Origin of the sequence: Streptomyces thermolilacinus SPC6 (assembly GCF_000478605.2) — a bacterium.
In the GTDB taxonomy this organism is placed as follows: domain Bacteria; phylum Actinomycetota; class Actinomycetes; order Streptomycetales; family Streptomycetaceae; genus Streptomyces; species Streptomyces thermolilacinus.
The window spans coordinates 2402791-2422274 of the sequence record NZ_ASHX02000001.1; the positions used below are offsets into that span (position 1 = coordinate 2402791).

General features: G+C 75.2%; 14 protein-coding genes and 1 riboswitch. Of the genes, 7 read left to right on the forward strand and 7 right to left on the reverse strand.

Features of this window, described 5'->3' with window-relative positions:
• Positions 1 to 118: 118 nt before the first annotated feature.
• On the forward strand, positions 119 to 1456 hold the full coding sequence (locus tag J116_RS09985; RefSeq protein ID WP_201258803.1) for an SWIM zinc finger family protein: 1338 nt from the start codon (positions 119 to 121) through the stop codon (positions 1454 to 1456).
• Positions 1457 to 1483: 27 nt separating this feature from the next.
• The gene (locus tag J116_RS09990) at positions 1484 to 3220 is read left to right on the forward strand and encodes a DUF5691 domain-containing protein (protein ID WP_028963896.1); all 1737 of its coding nucleotides are present in this window, start codon (positions 1484 to 1486) and stop codon (positions 3218 to 3220) included.
• 1062 nt (positions 3221 to 4282) lie between these two features.
• Here J116_RS09990 and J116_RS09995 read toward each other — a convergent pair.
• Positions 4283 to 4696 (reverse strand): cobalamin B12-binding domain-containing protein, encoded by a 414-nt coding sequence (locus J116_RS09995; RefSeq protein WP_023586951.1) that lies wholly within the window; start codon positions 4694 to 4696, stop codon positions 4283 to 4285.
• Between the two features lie 653 nt (positions 4697 to 5349).
• On the opposite strand from J116_RS09995, the gene J116_RS10005 reads away from it, so the two are divergent.
• Entirely contained in the window at positions 5350 to 5727 is a 378-nt protein-coding gene (locus J116_RS10005; protein ID WP_023586953.1) for a hypothetical protein, read from the forward strand.
• Positions 5728 to 5947: 220 nt separating this feature from the next.
• Positions 5948 to 7552: a M23 family metallopeptidase gene (locus J116_RS10010; protein ID WP_023586954.1), complete on the forward strand. Its 1605-nt coding sequence runs from the start codon at positions 5948 to 5950 to the stop codon at positions 7550 to 7552.
• 95 nt (positions 7553 to 7647) lie between these two features.
• On the opposite strand, the gene pcrA is transcribed toward J116_RS10010, so the two are convergent.
• Positions 7648 to 10113 (reverse strand): DNA helicase PcrA, encoded by a 2466-nt coding sequence (gene pcrA / locus J116_RS10015; protein ID WP_023586955.1) that lies wholly within the window; start codon positions 10111 to 10113, stop codon positions 7648 to 7650.
• Positions 10114 to 10411: 298 nt separating this feature from the next.
• A riboswitch (cyclic di-AMP (ydaO/yuaA leader) is annotated at positions 10412 to 10563 on the forward strand.
• Between the two features lie 8 nt (positions 10564 to 10571).
• Here pcrA and J116_RS10020 point away from each other — a divergent pair.
• The gene (locus tag J116_RS10020; RefSeq protein ID WP_028963897.1) at positions 10572 to 11666 is read left to right on the forward strand and encodes a C40 family peptidase; all 1095 of its coding nucleotides are present in this window, start codon (positions 10572 to 10574) and stop codon (positions 11664 to 11666) included.
• A gap of 19 nt (positions 11667 to 11685) precedes the next feature.
• Here the strand turns inward: J116_RS10020 and J116_RS10025 are convergent, their stop codons facing one another.
• A complete protein-coding gene (locus J116_RS10025; protein ID WP_023586957.1) occupies positions 11686 to 12039 on the reverse strand; it encodes a hypothetical protein in 354 nt (117 codons plus the stop codon).
• Between the two features lie 257 nt (positions 12040 to 12296).
• Between J116_RS10025 and J116_RS10030 the strand changes: the two genes are divergently transcribed.
• Complete coding sequence (locus tag J116_RS10030) at positions 12297 to 13409, forward strand: C40 family peptidase (protein WP_023586958.1); 1113 nt, start codon at positions 12297 to 12299, stop codon at positions 13407 to 13409.
• Positions 13410 to 13470: 61 nt separating this feature from the next.
• On the opposite strand, the gene J116_RS10035 is transcribed toward J116_RS10030, so the two are convergent.
• The 3 genes from J116_RS10035 to J116_RS10045 all read right to left on the reverse strand — a co-directional run bounded on the left by J116_RS10035 (position 13471) and on the right by J116_RS10045 (position 16927).
• Entirely contained in the window at positions 13471 to 14577 is a 1107-nt protein-coding gene (locus J116_RS10035; RefSeq protein ID WP_235617335.1) for an alpha/beta hydrolase, read from the reverse strand.
• A gap of 275 nt (positions 14578 to 14852) precedes the next feature.
• Positions 14853 to 15644 carry a LuxR C-terminal-related transcriptional regulator gene (locus J116_RS10040; RefSeq protein ID WP_023586960.1) on the reverse strand — a complete coding sequence of 264 codons (792 nt, stop codon included), beginning with the start codon at positions 15642 to 15644 and terminating at the stop codon, positions 14853 to 14855.
• Entirely contained in the window at positions 15641 to 16927 is a 1287-nt protein-coding gene (locus tag J116_RS10045; RefSeq protein WP_023586961.1) for an ATP-binding protein, read from the reverse strand. Before J116_RS10045 ends, J116_RS10040 begins: the two co-directional genes overlap by 4 nt.
• A 220-nt stretch (positions 16928 to 17147) precedes the next feature.
• Here J116_RS10045 and J116_RS10050 point away from each other — a divergent pair, with 220 nt between their 5' ends.
• Positions 17148 to 18554 carry a PspC domain-containing protein gene (locus tag J116_RS10050; protein WP_028963898.1) on the forward strand — a complete coding sequence of 469 codons (1407 nt, stop codon included), beginning with the start codon at positions 17148 to 17150 and terminating at the stop codon, positions 18552 to 18554.
• A gap of 156 nt (positions 18555 to 18710) precedes the next feature.
• Here the strand turns inward: J116_RS10050 and J116_RS10055 are convergent, their stop codons facing one another.
• Positions 18711 to 19283, reverse strand: coding sequence for a DoxX family protein (locus tag J116_RS10055; RefSeq protein ID WP_023586963.1), 573 nt, complete (start codon positions 19281 to 19283; stop codon positions 18711 to 18713).
• Positions 19284 to 19484: the final 201 nt, after the last annotated feature.

A 19484-nucleotide genomic window follows, 5' to 3' on the forward strand; every position in this document is an offset into this window, starting at 1 on the left:
CGGTGAATTCGAGTGATGGTGTGGACCACGGTACGAGCGCCGCCCGCCAACCCCCATGGCGGGGCCCGTCGTCGCAGGTGGGGGCCGATTGTCAGTGGCGGGTCCTACGGTCGGTGGCATGACTGAGCAGGGGGTGCGCTGGACGGCGGAACAGGTGCTGGCTCTGGCTCCTGACGCCGCCTCGCGCAAAGCGGGAAGCAAACTGGGCGCCGCCGGGCCGTGGTCCGGCGCGGGGTGCAGCGCCGTGGGCGCGGTGTGGGGGCTGTGCAAGGGCAGCGGCAGCAAGCCGTACCAGACGGTCGTGGACACGGCGGGCCCGGCGTACAAGTGCACGTGCCCGAGCCGGAAGTTCCCGTGCAAGCACGCGCTGGGGCTGCTGCTGCTCTGGGCGGCGGACGCCGCGGCCGTACCGGCGGGGGCGGACGCTCCGGACTGGGCGGAGAAGTGGCTGGAGAGCCGCGGGGCGCGGGCCGAGGCGCGGCAGCGGAAGGATGAGGCGAAGCCCGCCGACGAGGAGGCGGCGCGGCGGCGGGCGGCGGCCAGGGCGGCGCGGGTCACGGCCGGCGCGGAGGAGCTGGAGCAGCGCCTGGCGGACCTGGTGCGGGGTGGGATGGCCGCCGCCGAGCACGCCGGGTACGGCCTGTGGGAGGAGACCGCGCGCCGCATGGTGGACGCGCAGGCGCCGGGCCTTGCGGGCCGGGTGCGGGAGCTCGGCGCGATACCCGGCTCGGGTCCGGGCTGGCCGATGCGGCTGCTGGAGGAGAGCGCGCTGACGCATCTGCTGGACCGGGCGTGGCTGGGCATCGACCGGCTCCCCGAACCGCTGGCGGCGACGGTCCGCACGCGCGTGGGGCTGCCCGCGTCGGCGCGGGGCCCGGCGGTGCGGGACCGCTGGCTGGTCCTCGCCCAGTACGACACGTCCGACGGCAAGCTGACGACGCGCCGCATCTGGCTGTACGGGCGGGAGTCGGGGCGTACGGCGCTGCTGCTGTCGTTCGGCGCGGCCGGCCGGGCTCCCGACCTGGCGCTCGCGGTGGGCGTGGTCCTCGACGCGGAGCTGGTGCGGTACCCGGGGGCGGGGCAGTTGCGCGCGGAGCTGGGCGAGCGGTTCGCCGCGCCCGTGCCGGGGGACGCGCCGCCGCCGGGCGGGAGCGTCGGGGAGGCGCTGGCGGCGTACGGGCTGGCGCTGCGCGACGACCCGTGGCTGGACTCCTGGCCGGTGACGCTGCGGGACGTGGTGCCCGTACCGGCGGCGGAGGGCTGGCAGCTGGCCGACGCGGACGGCGGCGCCGCGCTGCCGGTGACCGGGTCGGCGGTGGCCCGGCCGGGGCTGTGGCGGCTGGCGGCGGTGTCGGGCGGCGCCCCGGTGACGGTGTTCGGCGAGTGCGGCCACCGGGGGTTCACGCCGCTGGCCGCCTGGTCCCCGGACGCGCCCGGCACGGTCCCGCTCACCTGACGGCTCGGAGGAGAAGACATGACCACGATGACCTGGCCCTGGGAAGACCTCCTCACGTCAGCCCTCCTGGGCACGGACCGCCGCCCCCTGCCCGCCCCGGCCGCCCGGATATCCGGGACCGGGCCGCGACGGGACGGCGGCGACGGCCACCCGTTCGGCGACGGCCACCCGGACGGGGGCGGCCGGGCTGACGGGCGTGACGGCCTGCCGGACGGGGGCGGCCGGGCGGACGCGGGTGCGGTGGGCGCGGGGGCGGTGGCGTTGGACGCGCCGGTGGCGTTGCTGGACGCCGCCGCCGTGGCGACCGTACGGCGCAGGGCCGGGCTTCTTCCTGCCGCCGCCGCGCCCTTGCCGCGGCCCGCGCCCCGGGACGACCGCGCGCCGCTGCCCGAGGCGGCGGCGCGGCGGCTGACGCAGTTGCTCGCCGACCGGCCGTCGGCGGGCGGCGGTGGCCGCCGGGGCACCGCGCCGGACCTGACGGAGCTGCTGCCGCAGTGGCTGGCCGCCGCCAACGCGTACGGCTACCGGGCGCCCGCCGCGGCACTGCCCGCGCTGCTCGACGCGGCCCGGGCCCGCACGGACCTGCGGCCGCAGGCACTGGCGTTCGGCGGGCCGCGCGCGCTGTGGCTGGCGGCGTCCAACCCGGAGTGGAGGTTCGCGCTGCGCGGCGCGTCCGGCGGGACGGCGCTGCCGGCGCCCGATGACGCGGAAGGGGTGCGGCGGCTGTGGGAGGAGGGCCTGTTCGCGGAGCGCGTCGCGCTGCTGGGGGCCGTACGGGCGCATGATCCGGCGGCGGCGCTGGACCTGCTGGCCTCGACATGGGCGTCGGAGCGGGCCGAGGACCGGCTGATGTTCCTGGACTCGCTGCGTACGGGGCTGTCCGCGGCCGACGAGGAGTTCCTGGAGCGGGCGCTGTCGGACCGCAGCCGCAACGTGCGGTCCACGGCGGCGGAGTTGCTGTCGGCGCTGCCCGGGTCGGCGTTCGCCGCGCGGATGGCCGCGCGGGCCGCGTCGTGCGTGGGTCTCGACCACACCGGGCGGCAGGCGACGATCGCGGTGGAGGCGCCGCACGAGTGTGACGCGGAGATGCAGCGCGACGGCGTCGTGCCACAGCCGCCGTCCGGCCGGGGCAAGCGGTCCTGGTGGCTCGCCCAGCTGGTGGAGGCCGCCCCGCTGGGGCTGTGGCGGGAGCGGCTCGGCTGGCGGACGCCCGAGGAGATCGTCGCCCTGCCGGTGGCGGACGACTGGCGGGGCGAGCTGCACGCCGCGTGGTGCAGGGCGGCGGTGCGGCAGCGGGACGCCGCGTGGTCGCGGGCGCTGCTGGGTCCGGCGTCGGCGCCGCCCGCGTCGGGCCCCGGGGCGTCGTCGTCGGCGGCGCTGCTGGCCACGCTGCCGGACGGGGAGCGGGCGGAGTGGGTCGCGGCGTTCATCGCGGCGCACGGGTTGTCGGAGGCGTTCCAGCTGCTCGGGGTGTGCACGGTGCCGTGGTCTGGGCCCCTGGGGCGCGCGGTGATCGACGCGCTGGACATCGCGCGGGACGCCGGGAGCTACCCGTGGAGCTTCAGCGGCGTGATGGGGCTGGCGGAGCGGTGCCTCGACCCGGGCGAGGCGGACAGGCTCGGGGTGCTGACGGCCGCGTACGAGGAGGGCGAGAACGCGTCGCCGGGCGCCGGGGGGTACTGGGCGGAGGCGTTCCAGCGCCTGGTGGCCACCCTGCGCCTCCGCGCGGCCATGCACACGGAGCTGACCCCGCCGGGACGTTGAGGACCGTCGCCGCCCGCCCCGGGGTGGACGGTCCGCCGTGTCGCCGGTGGAGGTCCCGTTTCGGCCGGTGTCCACACGGCTGATTCGGTTGTACGGGCCTACGGCCGTGGGCCCCGCCCGAAAGGGGTCGGGATCACGCGCCCGAACCACCCTGCGGGCCGCCCGGTTCAGTGAGCCCGGGCTACCGGTCGAGCGGGTGCCGGGAGAGGCAGCAGCCGCACCGGGGGGTGAAGCACGCCGACACGGGGAAACGGTTGGCCCGGCATGTCGGCCCACCCGAGGAGCGCGGCTCCCCAGGCCGCCCCGGGGCGCCGGGCAGATGCGCGGACGCGGGTGCCGGGCAGGTGCGCGCAGGCGGACGCGGGTGCCGCACAGGTTCCCGCAGGCGAGTACGGCTGAGCTGGGGCGGGCCCGGCCAGCCCGGTACGGGCAGGCCGCGACCGGACCACTGCGGGACGGGCCCGGGCTGTCGCGCCCGCCGCCCTGGGCCATGCGGCCGAACGGCAGTACGCGCGAGCCGTCCTGGCCCGTGTGTGCCGGGCTGGGCCGACCCGGCGGCCCCCGGGCAGGCCAACGGGCGGGGCCAGGCAGTCGCAAGGGGCAGGAGGGGCAGGAGAGGCAGGCCAACCGACGGGCCGGGCAACAGACACCGGGCAGACCGCCGGACGGCCCCGGCACATCAACGGGCGGGCAGACGGGCGGCCGGACAGGCAGGCCGGCCAGGCGACGGACGTCCCCGGCAGCCCAACGGGCGGGCCACCCCACCGCCCCGGCAGCCCAACGGGCGGGCGGGCCGGCTCACCGCCCCGGCAGCCCAACGGGCGGGCGGGCCGGCTCACCGCCCCGGCAGATCGACCAGCGGGGCGGAAGGGCAACCCCGGCAGGCAGGCGGGCCGGCACACCTGGGCAAGCCGACGGGCGGCCCCGCTCCCGGCGGGCCAACCGACGCCCCGGCGGGCCAACCGGCAGGCGGCTCGACGGGCCGGCCTGCCCACGGCCCCGGCAGGTCGACGGGCGGGCCTTGCCGGGTGAAGAAAGGCGCCCCGCTCGGGGCGCCCTGGCTCAGGCCTCGGCGGGCTGGCGGACGTGGGCGTTGACCCACTCCACGATGGACGCCGTCGTCGCGCCCGGCGTGAAGATCGCCGCCACGCCCTTCTCCTTCAGCGGCGGGATGTCGTCCTCCGGGATGATGCCGCCGCCGAAGACCTTGATGTCCTCCGCGTCGCGCTCCTTCAGCAGCTCCAGCACGCGCGCGAAGAGCGTGTTGTGCGCGCCCGACAGGATCGACAGACCGATCGCGTCGGCGTCCTCCTGGATCGCGGTGTCCACGATCTGCTCCGGCGTCTGGTGAAGGCCGGTGTAGATGACCTCCATACCGGCGTCACGCAGCGCCCGCGCGATCACCTTCGCGCCGCGATCGTGGCCGTCGAGACCCGGCTTGGCCACCACCACGCGGATCGGACCGGTCACACCCATCACTGCCTCCACATGCGTCCCCCGTACCTGTATGCCGGGGAGGTGAACGAACGTTATCCCCAGCATCCCGCAACGGGCCGTTTCACGGTCAAGAGCGAGGGGGAAATCACACGTGGGACATGTTCGCCGCGCGTCGTACCCCGCACCGGGTGTGCCACGCGTCAGCCGGGACGAACTCGATCCGGAGCCGCGACGAGGTCGTCGTACCCCCGTGCCGTCAGCCGCGCGGCACGGGGGTACGGCGCATCCCCACCCTCGTACGCGGCGCCGCCCGAGCGCATACGGGGACGGAGCCGCCGTCCGTATGCCGCTCGCTCCCACCCCGAGCCCCCGCCACCGGTGGCTCGGGCACGCCGCTCCCGGGCTGCAGGTCGCGGCGGGCCAGGAGCGCCCCGCCCCCCTGACGGGCCCCGTCCGGCACGACCCGCGCGAGGCCACCGGACCGCGCGAGGGCCCGCCCTTCACCACGCCGACCGCGACTCGCCGTCCCCGCCGGGCGTCGGCCCTCCGATTCCCACGGTCCGGGCTGCCGGAGTGGCCCGGCGGGTTCGCGGGCGCCGGGGGCCACGCCGTGTGATGGCAGCCTGGTCAACACGGGCATCGTGCATGACCCCTCCGGGTGGCGCACGCCGCGTGAACGAGTGGGAGACGGTATGGGCGAGGTGCCGTTGTGGCTCCAGGCGTGGTTCGTGGAGAACGAGGCCGATTGCCGGGCTCGCGGCATCACGGCGGCACTGCTGCCGCGCTCCGCCGACGCGCCCCCGCGTCGTCCGGGGCGCAAGCCGCCCCCCCCCCCCGGGTATGCCGAGGGCTGGTGCCGACTCACGGGGATCGACGATCAGGCCGAGGTGGTGTGGGCGGACGTTCACCACCCCGCGTCCCGCGACGAGGCCGACGCGATCGTCGGCCGGATGCCGACATGGGTGGAGTCGCGGGCCCATGCGGGGGCCGAGTGCACGGCGGAGGTGCTCGGACGGGCCGGGACCGGAGCGGCGGAGCCGGGCGACGCCGCGCCTGTGTCGCTGTCGTGAAGCCGCCACCACTTGTCGAACGAATTTCGAACGTACAGCCAAGGCTCGGTGTGCGCTCCGCCGAAAGACGGCCGAATGCCCCTTTCCGCGAGCCGTAAACCCCGCCGAAGATTGTCGGTTGCGCATACCGCCGGGTACAGTCGCGCCCACTGCTTCCCCTCCGGGTCCCCGTCAGGGCCGGCCCGGAACTGGTCCTGCTGCCGAGGCGAGAGAGAAGTTGGTGAACGACCAGCACCCCCACGCCGGCTACGTCGGAGACGACGCGTATGCCACGGGCAGCTTCACGACCAGCGAGGACGGCTTCGACAACGGGGGCTACCCGACCGCCGCGTACGACACCGGTTCCCACGACACGGGCGCCTACCAGTCGGCCGACCCCCTCTACGGCGGCTACGACAACGGGCTCGGCGGCCAGTACGACGCCGCGCAGTGGCCCGACGCGTCCACCACCACCCCGTACAGCGCGTACACCGACCAGTCCGGCCAGTCCGGCCAGTGGGACGCGGCGAACTGGACGCAGCAGCAGGACGACCGGGGTTACGCGGCGACGGCTCCCACGTACGAGACGACCGGCCAGTGGTACGGGCCCAGCTCCGAGACGTACGGCGGCGATCCGTACGGCACCGGGACCTACGAGACGACGGCCTTCGACGCGACTCCCGCGTACGACACCGGGTCCTACGAGACCGGCGCCTACGACGCCACCGCCTGGAACTACGCGCCCGAAGAGGCCGAGCAGACCGGGGCGTTCGTCCCCGAGCAGTACGACTACTCCACCGTCGACGACGGCCTCCACACGGAGCCGGACACCGACACCGCCCACGACGCCGCGTCCGACGACGGCGCCCCGCGCGCCGACGGCCACGAGGACTTCGACGGGTCCGAGAACTCCGGGGACTCCCAGGACTCCGAGAGCTTCGGCGGCTTCGACGACCTCGGCGACTTCGAGGCGTTCAAGAGCTACGACGCCGAGGCGGACGACGACGACGGCCCCTCCACGGAGGCGCTGGACGCGCTGGACGAGACCGTCGCCGTCGGTGCCGCCTCCGCCGCACGCCCGGCCCGACGCGCGGGCGGCAGCCGTGGCCGGCGCCGTACCCCCGCCCGGCGTTCCGCGCTGCTGACCGTCGCCGTCCCGTCGGCCTGCGTCATGGGCGTCGCCGGGATCGCCGCCGCGTCCGTCAGCGGGCTCACCGGCACCGAGCAGAAGGACGACGGCAAGGCGGTCACCGCCGCCGACCCCGCCTCCGTGAAGCCCGCCGTCGCCAACAGCGCGCTCGACACGCAGCTCGCCGCGCTCGACGCCGAGGCCCTCGACTTCAGCGACCGCGCCAGCCGCACCCAGGAGCGCATCGACCTCAAGGCCCGCCAGGAGGCGGAGCGCAAGAAGCGCGAGGCGGAGGCGAAGCGCCGCGAGGCCATGCGCCCCAAGTTCGCGCTCCCCGTGGAACTGCGCCAGCTGAGCGCCGGTTACGGGCAGGCCGGTGTCAACTGGATGTCCCTGCACACCGGGATCGACTTCCCCGTCCAGTACGGCACGCCGGTGATGGCGGCGACGGACGGCACCGTACGGACGCAGTGGAACAGCGCGTACGGCAACATGGTGATCGTCACCGCCAAGGACGGCACGGAGACCTGGTACTGCCACCTGAGCAGCGCCAAGATCCGCTCGGGCTCCGTCAAGGCGGGCGAGGTCATCGCGTACTCGGGCAACTCCGGCAACTCCACCGGCCCGCACCTGCACTTCGAGGTCCGGCCGGGCGGCGGCGCCGCGATCGACCCGGAGGCGTGGCTCCGCAACCACGGCCTCAACCCCACGGGCTGACCCACCTCACGGCTGGTCACCGCCGCGCCCCGCAGGGCAGGGCCGGCCGGGCCCATCCGCTCGGCCCCGGTGCCGACCCGCCCCCGTTCGTCCGGCTACAGCTTCTCGACCGGCGCGTACCGCAGCACCAGCCGCTTCGGCTTGGCGTCGCCGAAGTCGATGGTCGCCTGGGCCCGGTCGCCCGAACCCGTCACCTCCATCACCGTGCCGAGCCCGAACTGGTCGTGCGTGACCCGGTCGCCGACCGCCAGGGAGACCACCGGCTTGTCCATCGTCCGCCGCGTCGCGAAACCGGACGGGCCCGAGCGGGCGCGCGACGCCGACAGGGACGCGGCGATCCCCGACGCGGGACTCGACGGTGCGGACGGCGCGGCGGCCATCCTGCCCGTGCGCTTCCACTCCAGGTACTGCGGCGGGATCTCCTCCAGGAACCGCGACGGCGGGTTGTACGAGGGCTGGCCCCAGGCGCTGCGCATCGCCGACCGCGTCAGGTAGAGCCGCTCCCGCGCACGGGTGATGCCCACGTACGCGAGGCGCCGCTCCTCCTCCAGCTCCTTGGTCTGGCCGAGGGCGCGCATGTGCGGGAACACGCCGTCCTCCATGCCGGTCAGGAACACGACGGGGAACTCCAGGCCCTTCGCCGTGTGCAGCGTCATCAGCGTGATGACGCCGTCGCCGTCCTCGTCGCCGTCGGGGATCTGGTCCGAGTCCGCGACGAGCGCGACCTGCTCCAGGAACTCCGCGAGCGTGCCCGTCCCCTCGCCCTCGCCGCGCTCCTGCTCGAACTCCAGGGCGACGGCGGCGAGCTCCTGGAGGTTCTCCACGCGGGTCTCGTCCTGCGGGTCCGTCGACGCCTGGAGCTCGGCGAGATAGCCCGTGCGCTCCAGGACCGCCTCAAGGACGACGGCGGGGCCCGCGCCCGACTCGACGATCGTGCGCAGCTCCTCCATCAGCGTGTTGAACCGCTTCACGGCGTTCGCGGAGCGGGCCGCCATGCCGTACGCCTCGTCCACCCGCTTCAGTGCCTGCGGGAACGTGATCTTCTCGCGCAGGGCGAGGGCCTCGATCATGGCCTCGGCGCGCTCGCCGATGCCGCGCTTCGGCACGTTGAGGATGCGGCGCAGGGGGACGGCGTCCTCCGGGTTCGCCAGGACGCGCAGGTACGCGAGGATGTCGCGGACCTCCTTGCGCTCGTAGAAGCGGACCCCGCCGACGACCTTGTAGGGCAGGCCGACGCGGATGAAGATCTCCTCGAAGACACGCGACTGGGCGTTGGTCCGGTAGAAGACGGCGACGTCGCCCGCCTTCGCCTCGCCAGCGTCGGTGAGCCGGTCGATCTCCTCGGCGACGAACTGCGCCTCGTCGTGCTCCGTGTCCGCGACGTACCCGGTGATGCGGGCGCCCTCGCCGGCGTTGGTCCACAGGTTCTTGGGGCGGCGGCTCTCGTTGCGCTCGATCACGGCGTTCGCCGCGGAGAGGATGGTCTGCGTGGAGCGGTAGTTCTGCTCCAGCAGGATCGTCGTCGCGTCCGGGTAGTCCTCCTCGAACTGGAGGATGTTGCGGATCGTCGCGCCGCGGAAGGCGTAGATCGACTGGTCGGCGTCGCCGACGACGCACAGCTCGGCGGGGACCGGGTCGTCGTCGCCGCCCGGCTGGCCGACCAGCTCGCGCACCAGCGTGTACTGCGCGTGGTTGGTGTCCTGGTACTCGTCGACGAGGACGTGGCGGAAGCGGCGGCGGTAGTGCTCGGCGACGTCCGGGAACGCCTGGAGCAGGTGGACCGTCGTCATGATGATGTCGTCGAAGTCCAGGGCGTTGGCCTCGCGCAGCCGCGCCTGGTACATCCGGTACGCCTCGGCGAGGGTCTTCTCGAAGCCGTCGGCGGCCTGGTCGGCGAAGGTCTCCTCGTCGATCAGCTCGTTCTTGAGGTTGGAGACCTTGGCGCTGAACGACTTCGGCGGATACCGCTTCGGGTCGAGGTCCAGATCGCGGCAGACCAGGGCCATCAGGCGCTTGGAGTCGGCGGCGTCGTAGATCGAGAACGACGACGTGAAGCCGAGCTTCTTCGACTCGCGGCGCAGGATGCGGACGCAGGCGCTGTGGAACGTCATGACCCACATGGCGCTCGCGCGCGGGCCGACGAGCTGCTCGACGCGCTCCTTCATCTCGCCCGCGGCCTTGTTGGTGAACGTGATCGCCAGTATCTGGCCCGGGTGCACGTTCCGCGTGGCGAGGAGGTGGGCGATGCGGTGGGTGAGCACCCGCGTCTTGCCGGAACCCGCGCCCGCGACGATGAGCAGCGGCGTGCCGTGGTGGACGACGGCGGCGCGCTGCTGCTCGTTCAGCCCGTCGAGCAGGGCGTCCGGGTCCACGGCCGGGCGCGGGGAGCCGTCCCGGTAGTACGGGTCGCGGGCCGGGGGCACGTCGAACTTCCCCTCGAAGAGGTCGTACGGGACCTCCTCCGCGGCCGGGGGGACCTCGGAGTCCTCGGGCGGCGGGGGCTCCTCCGCGGGGTGGTTGCGGAGGTCCGCCAGGAAGCTGTCGTCAAAGAGGCTGCTCATCGCCTACCGAGTCTAGGCGGCCCCACTGACAGCCCGGGCCGGAACGGCCCGCCTCACGCTGAGCGACGGGCAGGCGACCGCGCGGGGGCACGCGGGGGCCGGAGGCGGTCGCGCATGGACGGTGGCGCCGGTTACGGCCAGGACACGGAAACGTATCGGGCATATCGCGCGACGACCTTCACAGCGCCGCCACAGGTTGGCTAGCGTGCTCGCCCAAGCGGCCTGTCCCCCTTTTCGGCGACCCACGCCGACCGGGCCGCCGCCGCCGAATCCGGCGCGCCGCCGCCTGCCCGCCCACGGCAGGCGCGCGCCACCGCCCGGAGCCGGGGACCCACCCAGCACCATCGGGGTGAATCGGCCCGTGCCGCTTCCCGCGGCTCGGTCGTAGGGCACCTTCCGTACGCGCCCGAACCCGTCAGCTAACCCGGTAGGCGGTCCACGGAAGGAGATGCCGAGCCTTGGCATCGCATCGCAAGCCGCGCGGCAGGACCACCACACGCATGATCGGTGCGCAGTCACCCGCTGTCGGTCTCACCACCGCCGCCGTCGCCTCGATGACGTTCCTGTCCGCACAGGGCGCGGGCGCCGCCCCGGTGGCCGACTCCGCGCCCGGCGCCGGGCCGAGCGTCGAGGAGGTCCAGCGGAAGGTGGACGACCTGTACCGGCAGGCCGGTACGGCCACGCGGCGGTACGGCCCCGCCAAGGAGGCCGTCGGCAGGCAGGACGAGGCGTCGTGGCGTACACGGCCCCTCGACGGGACCCGCGGGGCGCTCGGCGGGCACGCGGCGCCGCAGCACAGGCCGGGGGCGCCGCTGGTCGCGGAGGGCCGGGCGAAGGCAGCGGGCCAGCTGGAGACGGCACGGCGACCGGAGTCACCGGCCGACTCGCAGGCCGTGCCGCGGACCGCGAAGAGCACCGTGCAGGCGAAGCTCGTGCGCGCGGGCGCCCTGCTGGACCGGCTGACGGACCGGGCCGGGGAGCGGGCGGTGGCGGTGGCGGAGGGGCCTGGGCCCGCGCTCCCGGGTGCCCCGGCCACGACCGGCGGCGCGTTCGGCACGGGCGGCGGCTTGTCCGGTACGGACGGCGATACCGGCGGCGACTCGTCCGGTACGGGCGGTACGGGCGGCGGCACGGCCGGGGCGGGTGGCTCCTCGTACGGCGACGCGTACGGCGGCACGGCCGAGACGGGTGACCCCGCGTACGCCGCCAAGGCCGGGAAGGTCCTGGCGTTCGCCCGGGCGCAGGTCGGCAAGCCGTACGTCCGGGGCGCGGCGGGCCCGTCCTCGTACGACTGCTCGGGGCTGACGCAGGCGGCGTGGAAGGCGGCCGGCGTGGAGCTGCCGCGCACCACGGGGGGCCAGGCCGAGGCGGGCCGACGGGTCGCGTCGGGCGAGCTGCTCCCCGGTGACCTGGTCTTCTTCCACGACGACGGCGGCCATGTCGGGATCTACGCCGGGGACGGCCGCATGATCCACGCCCCGAGGCCGGGCGGGACCGTCCGCGAGGAACCGGTCGCCCGCCTGCCCCTTCACGGCGCCGTCCGGCCCGCCTGACGGTCCAGGGCTCCGCCGGTCAGGTCCAGAGGGTGGCGATGAAGATGTTCACCATCGTCAGGGCGCCCACGGCGATGAACGGGCCCTTCCCGGCCCGCTCGTCGTCCCGCTTCACGTAGACCAGGCCGAGGATCACCACCAGCAGCGCCAGCTTCACGCCGATCTTGACGTTGTCCACGGTGGCGCCCTCGGCCTGGTTGAGGCCGACCAGGACCATGCCGGTGACGAGCATGGTCAGCGCGCCGTGCAGCATGGCCGGAACCATACGGGCCGTGCCGGGGCCGATCGCCTTCATCTGGGTCAGGAAGCCGCCGAGGAGGGCGGCGATACCGATGACGTGCAGGGCGACGAAGACGTTGATGAGGACGTTCATGGGGCGGAGCCTAGCCCCGGCCATACCACCGCCCATCAGCCAGGGCCACCTCTTTCGCCACAACGGTCACACGCGATACGGAATACGTGATTCCGATTGTCGGAGTGCGACCGCAAGACGCACCGGAACCTCCAGGTGCGGCCAATTCCGGTCACCCCGTCACCTCTGCCGGACCCGCCCGCCTAGCGTCCTCCCCCAGGCGGCCCGGTCCCCTCCGGCGCCACCGCAGCACAGAGCGAAGGGAAGTGAGCGCCCCCGTGGCAGCGCATCGGAAGCCCAGGCAGCGCGCGTTCGGCGGTCAGGCCGGGCGCACGGCCGCCACCCTGGCCCTGGCCGGGGCGGCGACCGCCACCGCCTTCGAGGGCCCGGCGCACGCCGCCCCGCGCCCCACCGCCGCCCAGGTCAAGGCCCAGGTCGACCGGCTCCACCAGGAGGCGGAGGCCGCCACCGAGAAGTACAACGGCACCAAGGAGAAGGCGGACACGGCGCGGGCCCGGCTGAACGCGCTCCGAGACGAGGCCGCCCGGCGCACCGAACGCGTCAACGCCGGCCGCGACGCCCTCGGCTCCACCGCCGCCGCCCAGTACCGGGCCGGAGGACTGAGCCCCGCCCTCCAACTGGCGCTCTCCTCCGACCCCGCCCGGTACCTGCGGGGCGCCGCACTCGCCGAGCGGATCGGCGAGCGGCAGGCCGACACGATGGCCGCCCTGCGCGCCCAGCTCGTGCGCATCGACCAACTGCGGGCGGAGGCGGACGGGCATGTACGGGAGCTGCGGGGCCACGAGGCCGAGCTGCGGCGGCAGAAGGCGGCCGTAAGGAACCGGCTGGCCGCCGCCGAGAAGCTCCTGGCCCGCCTCACCGCCGCCGAGCGCGCCGCGTACGAGGCCGCCACGCGCGCGAAGGCGGCCGGTCCGGCCGCGCCCGACCGCGCGCCCGGCTCCGCGTCCCCGTCCGACCGCGCCGCCCGCAGCGGCGGAAACACCCGTACGGCGTCGGCCCCGGGCGGCGTCCAGGCGCCGACCTCACGCGCGGCGCGGGCGGTCTCGTACGCCTACGGGGCCATCGGCAAGCCGTACGTCTGGGGAGCGGCCGGTCCTTCCGGCTACGACTGCTCGGGGCTGGTCCAGGCCGCGTGGCGGGCGGCCGGGGTGTCGCTGCCCCGCACGACGTACTCGCAGATCAACGCCGGGCAGCGGGTCAGCCGCTCCCAGCTGGCCCCGGGCGACCTGGTCTTCTTCTACCCGGGCGTCAGCCATGTCGGCATCTACATCGGCGGCGGCAAGATGATCCACGCGCCCCGCACGGGCTCGACGGTCCGGATCGCGTCCATCGACGAGATGCCCTGGGCGGGCGCCACCCGCGTCGCCTGACGCCCCTCTCCCCCGTGGCCTGCGGTCCCGTGTCCGCTCGGCCCTGCCGTCCCCGGGCCGTTCACCGCTGGAGCCGGGACGCTGCCGCGCCCGCGCCTTCCAGGCGGGTGGTGAGCCAGGTGAAGACCGCCGGGACCTGGGCGGCCCAGGTCGAGGTGCGGTGGCCGCCGGTGGCCCGGCGGACCTCGACGCGGGTCGGTTGCCGGGCCGCGGCCCTCAGCTCCAGGCCCTGGCGGTAGCCGTCGTCGCCGTCACCCGTGACGAGGAGGGACAGGCGGGGCGGCGCGGGGGCCTCGCGGAGGAGGGTCAGCGGGTTGTTGGCGCGGCGCAGGGCCGGATCCTTGGCGGTGATCGAGTCGGGCTCGGTGGCCGGGTCGTTGTAGCCGGACATGCTGATCGCGTACCGGTAGCGGTCCGGGTGCGCCAGGGCGGCCTTCGCCGCGCAGTGCCCGCCCGCCGAGAACCCGGCGACCGCCCAGCCGTCGGCGGTGGTGACGGCACGGAAGTGGTCGGTGACCATCTTGCGCACGTCAACGCCGACCCAGGTCTCGGCGTTGACGACGCCCGGCACGTTGGCGCAGCCCGCGTCCGCGTCGCCGAGCAGCTTGGTGCGCGGTGCCACCAGGATGAACGGCGCCACCGTCCCGTTCCGCATGAGCGGCTCCAGCCGCTCGGTGACGCGCAGCCCGGCGAACCAGGACGCCGGGGTGCCCGGGTAGCCGGAGATCAGCTCCACCACCGGGAACCTGACGTCCCGGTAGGCCGGGTCGTCGTACTGCGGCGGCAGCCACACGTACACCTCGGCGGTCACACCCGAGACCTGGCCCTTGAGCAGTGTGGTGCGGACCCGCGCGTCGGGGACCGCGCTGGCCGGGCGGAACGTCTGCGTGGTCTTCGGCAGGTCGGCGATCCGGCGGCCGCCGAGGCCGTCCGGGCCCAGGTCCGGGGCGGCGGCGATGTGGTCCTCGCGGCCGAGGAGGTCGTCCCAGTCGGTGAACAGGCCGTTGGCGTTGTTGACCGCGACGAAGACCAGCAGGATCGCCGTCATCTGGGCGAACCCCACCATCGCCAGCCGCGCCAGACCCCGGACGAGGAGCGGCCCCCGCACCCGGCCCCACAGCGCGAGGGGCAACACGACCGCGAGGACGGCGAGCACGATCGCCGTCACGAAGAAGGGAGTACCCGTCAGGCTCATCACGGCCAGTAGGAGGGCCCGAAGGCCTTTCGGGTTGCCGCGCTTCGCGGCGGTCACACCACAAAGCGCCGCGCCGCGACGGGCCCGCGCCACCGCGGCCGCACCCACCCCACGGACGCACCACCCCACGGCCCTCGCCTCCACTGCCGCCCTCCCGGCGGCCGCGCCCCCGGCGGTCGCACCGAGCGGGCGCTACCTGTCAGGCGGCGGGGCAGACCAGGTGGCGGGCTGGTAGGGCCCGTGGCGGGTCAGACCAGGCGGCGGGCCGTGGCCCAGCGGGTCAGCTCGTGACGGTTCGACAACTGGAGCTTGCGCAGCACCGCCGAGACGTGCGACTCCACCGTCTTCACCGAGATGAACAGCTGCTTCCCGATCTCCTTGTACGCGTAGCCGCGCGCGATGAGCCGCAGCACCTCCCGCTCCCGCTGCGTGAGCCGGTCCAGGTCCTCGTCCACGGGCGGCGCGTCCGTGGACGCGAACGCGTCCAGCACGAAACCGGCCAGGCGGGGCGAGAACACCGCGTCACCCTCCTGCACCCGGAAGATCGAGTCGATCAGGTCCCTGCCCGTGATGGTCTTGGTGACGTACCCGCGCGCACCGCCCCGGATGACGCCGATGACGTCCTCCGCCGCGTCCGACACGGACAGCGCCAGGAACCGCACCGGGTTCTCCCCGGCCGCCGCCAGCGGCGCGCAGCGGCGCAGCACCTCCACCCCGCCGCCGCCGGGCAGGTGCACATCGAGGAGGACCACCTCGGGGCGTGTCGCGTGGATGACGGTCACCGCCTGGTCCACGTCGGCGGCCTCGCCGACGACCTCCACCCCGGTCTCGTCCGTACGCCCGATCTCCGCCTGCACGCCCGCGCGGAACATCCGGTGGTCGTCGACGAGCACCACCCGCACCCGCCGCTCCGCCGCCTCCCCGGCCGCCTGCCCCTGCTCCGCCGCCTCCCCGGCCGCCTGTCCCTGCTCCGCCGTCTCTCCGGCCGCCTGTCCGTTCTCGGCCGACCCCCCGGCCGCCTGTCCGCCCACCGTCGTCATCCGTCCGCCTCCTCCGACCTGTCCATTTCCAGCTCCACCTCGGTGCCCTCGCCCGGCGCCGACCGTACGCGCGCGGTGCCGCCGTAGCGCCGCATCCGGCCGATGATCGACTCGCGTACGCCCATCCGGTCGTCGGGCACCGCGTGGAGGTCGAAGCCCGGCCCCCGGTCCCGTACGGACACGAAGACCGTACGGCCCTCCACCTCCGCGTAGACCTGCACGGCGCCGCCCCCGCCACCGTACTTGGCGGCGTTGACCATCGCCTCGCGCGCGGCCTGCATCTGCGCGGCCAGCCCCTCGTCGAGCGGGCAGTCCCCGACGACCACGACCTCCAGCGGGACGCCGTGCTTGTCCTCGACCTCGGCGGCGGCCTTGCGGACGGCGTCGGCGAGCGTGTCCGGCTCGTCCGCCTCGTCCTTGCCGGTACCCTCGGGCCGGTACAGCCAGTTCCTCAACTCCCGTTCCTGGGCGCGGGCGAGCCGGCGGACCTCGGAGGGGTCGTCGGCGTTGCGCTGTATCAGCGTCAGCGTGTGCAGCACCGAGTCGTGGACGTGCGCGGCGACCTCGGCCCGCTCCTGCGCGCGGATGCGCATGGTCCGCTCCTCGGTCAGGTCCTGCGACATCCGTACGAGCCACGGCCCGGCGAGCAGGGCCATGCCCGCCAGCACCGCTATCGCCGCCGTCAGCGCCGTGCCGAGCTGGGCGACGGAGCCGCGCACCAGCAGGAACACCGTGAGGCCCATGCCGACGAGCGCCACCCCGGCCAGGCCCCGCGCCAGTTGGAACAGGCGCTTGCGGCGGCCGGAGTCGGTCCACTGGGCGCGGCGGGCGTTGTCCACCTGCCGCCACACGAGGACCACGCCGACGCCGACGAGGAGGGTGGGCCACACATAGCGGTTGGCGTCGCCGCCCAGGTCGGCCGTCCCGGCGAACACGGCCGCGCCCACGAGCAGCGCGATCAGCGCGACGACCTGCCCCCGGTCGGGCTTGCGGAGGCGCCGTCGCCCGTCGGATGTCGTCTCGAACAGCGTCCTCGCCTCTTGGGAACGGCCGCCGACGCCGAGCGGGACGGCGATCCAGAACGCCGCGTACAACAGGACGCCGAGCGGGCCGTGCGCCAGGAACAGCCCGAGGAACGCGAGCCGTACCCATACGACGGGAAGCCCGAGGTGTCCGGCCAGGCCGCGCGCGACACCACCGAGCATCCGGCCGTCGGCGCTGCGGTACAGCTTGCGCACGGGCGGATCGTCGGTCGTCTCGGGCATGCGAGCGGTGACTGGCATGGAGCGATCGTCACACGCCGCGACCGCCGGGACATCAGGGTCGATCCCTGAACCGGCCCTGAGAAGGCCCTGACCGGCCCCGAGGCACCACCCCCGCCCGCGACCGCGCCGGACCGCCTCGCACCGTCCGCGACCCTTCAGGGTGGGGCGGCGGAATATCAGGGACGGGCCAGGGTCGTGGCGGGTGCCGTCGCGGGCCGCGGCCGGTCACCATGGTCGTATGACGAGCGCTACGCCCACCCCACCGGAGGCGCCCGAGGCCACGCCCCACCTGCCGCCGCCCCCTCCGCCGCCCCTGCGCCGCACGCCGCGGCAGAAGGTGGTGGCCGGGGTGTGCGGGGGCCTGGGGCGGCACTTCGACCTGGACCCGGTGGTGTTCCGCGTCGCGACGGGGGTGCTCGCCGCGGCCGGTGGCATCGGCCTGGTCTTCTACGGTTTCGCCTGGCTGTGCCTCCCCGCCGAGGGCGAGGAGGAGAACGAGGCGCGGCGGCTGCTCACCGGACGTGTCGAGGGCTCGTCGCTGGTGGCCGTGCTGATGGCGCTGGTCGGCTGCGGGCTGTTCCTGTCGATGGTGGGCGGCAACGGCGGGATGATCGGTTTCGCGATCCTCCTCGTGTGCGCGGTGAGCGGCGCGGCCGTCTGGTCGGAGCGGCGACGGCACGCCGCGCCCCGGGAGCGGGCGGAGGCCGACGCGGTGCACACGGCGGGTCCGGACGCCCCGCCGGAGACCAAGGCGCCGCCACCACCGGACTCCCCGTCCTGGTGGCGGGACCGGATCGTCAAGGACGGCTCGACCGGGCCCGTTCCTGTCGGCTACGTGTGGGGTCCCCCCGAGGGAGCGCCGCCCGGGACGGTGAACCGGCACGTGCCGTGGGGTCTGCCACCGGCCTCGGCCGCCCCGGCTTCCCCGTCCGCCCCCGCTCCCCCGGTCCCGGACGCCGCCCCGGCCGCTGTGGCGCGCGGGCCCCGGTCCATCGGCGGTGCCGTCCTGTTCCTCGCGGTGGTGGCGGGGTGCATAGGCACCACGGCCGCCTGGGGCGGGCATCCGCTCGGCGTGAGCCTCCAGTACGGGCTCGTGCCGGCGCTCGCGGTGTTCGCCATGGGTCTGGCCGTCAGTTCGTTCCTGGGGCGCACCGGCTCCGGGACGATTCTCATGACCGTGGTGACGGCGCTGCTGCTGGCCGCCGCGTCGGCGGTGCCGCAGCAGATCGGCACGGTGTGGACCCGTACGGAATGGTCCCCCGCGTCCCTGGCGGACGTGCGGCCGCGCTACACGGTGGACTCGGGTGTCGGGACGCTCGACCTGGCGCGCCTGGACGTGCCGCCCGGCCGGACGGTGCGGGTGGCCGCCGAGGCGGGGGCGGGCCGGATCGTCGTGACCGTGCCCGCCGACGTGACCGTTCACGTCCGCGCGCGGACGGGCCTCGGGGACGTGCGGCTCCCGGCCGTGCCCGCCGCGGACTCGGACCCCACGGGGCAGGAGCGCGGCGGGGACCTGGGGCTGGCGGCCGACCGGGACGTCACCCGGACCGTCCCGCCGCTCGCGGGTGTCCGGCCGGGCGGCACGGTGGAGCTGGATCTGCGGATCGTCGTCGGACAGGTGGAGGTGGCCCGTGCGGTGTCATGAGTTCCGCCCCGGGCGGCTGGTCGCCGGGGTGACGGGCCTGGCCGTCGCGATCGTGTACGCGGGTGACGCGGCGGGCTCCTGGGACGCCGCCTGGTACACGGCGGTCGCCATCCTGTTCTGCGGGATGGCGCTGGCCGCGCTGGCCGCCTGGGGCGGCTACCGGGTTCGGCGGCGGCGTGCCGCGAGGGCCGCGTCGGCTGACAGCACCGGCGCCCCGGCCAGTACGAGCGGCAGCCACGCCATCAGATAGGCCAGGTCGTTGCCGTAGTAGTAGGGGGCGCTCTGCCAGCTGACCGTGAGCCACAGGCTCAGCGAGATCAGCGCGCCGCCCGCCGCGGCGACCCGCGCCAGCAGCCCGGCGAGCGTGCCGAGCCCCACGGCGACCTCGCCCACCCCGATGGCGTACCCGAACAGGACGGGGTCGCGCAGCGCCAGGTCCACCAGCCACGGCACGGCCGAGCCGTCCCGTACGGACCGCATCACCTCGCCGAGGGAGCCCGTCCCGGACGCGGCCAGGAACCGGGCGTCCGTCAGCTTGTCCAGCCCCGCGTAGACGAACGTCACACCGAGGAAGAGACGCAGCGGCAACAACGCGTACCGCGACGCGACCGCCCGCCACCGCCGGTGCGGGCCGCCCGCGTCGCCCCCGCGCCCCGCGCCCGTACGGCCCCCGGCCCCACCCGCACGGGCCGCGAATCCGCGACGCCCACCCGCTTCCGCGCGGTCCATCTCCGCACCGGCACCCGCACCGGTCCCGAGACCACGGCCCCCGGACCCGGCGCCCGCGCCCGTACCGCCTCCGGACCCAGGGCCCCGACCCGTGCCGCCCCCGGACCCGCGATGGCCGCCCGCGCGGCCTCCGCCCGTACTCGCCACGAAGCCACCGCCCGGCCCCGCACCCGTACCGCCGCCGAAGCCGCCCGCCGCCCC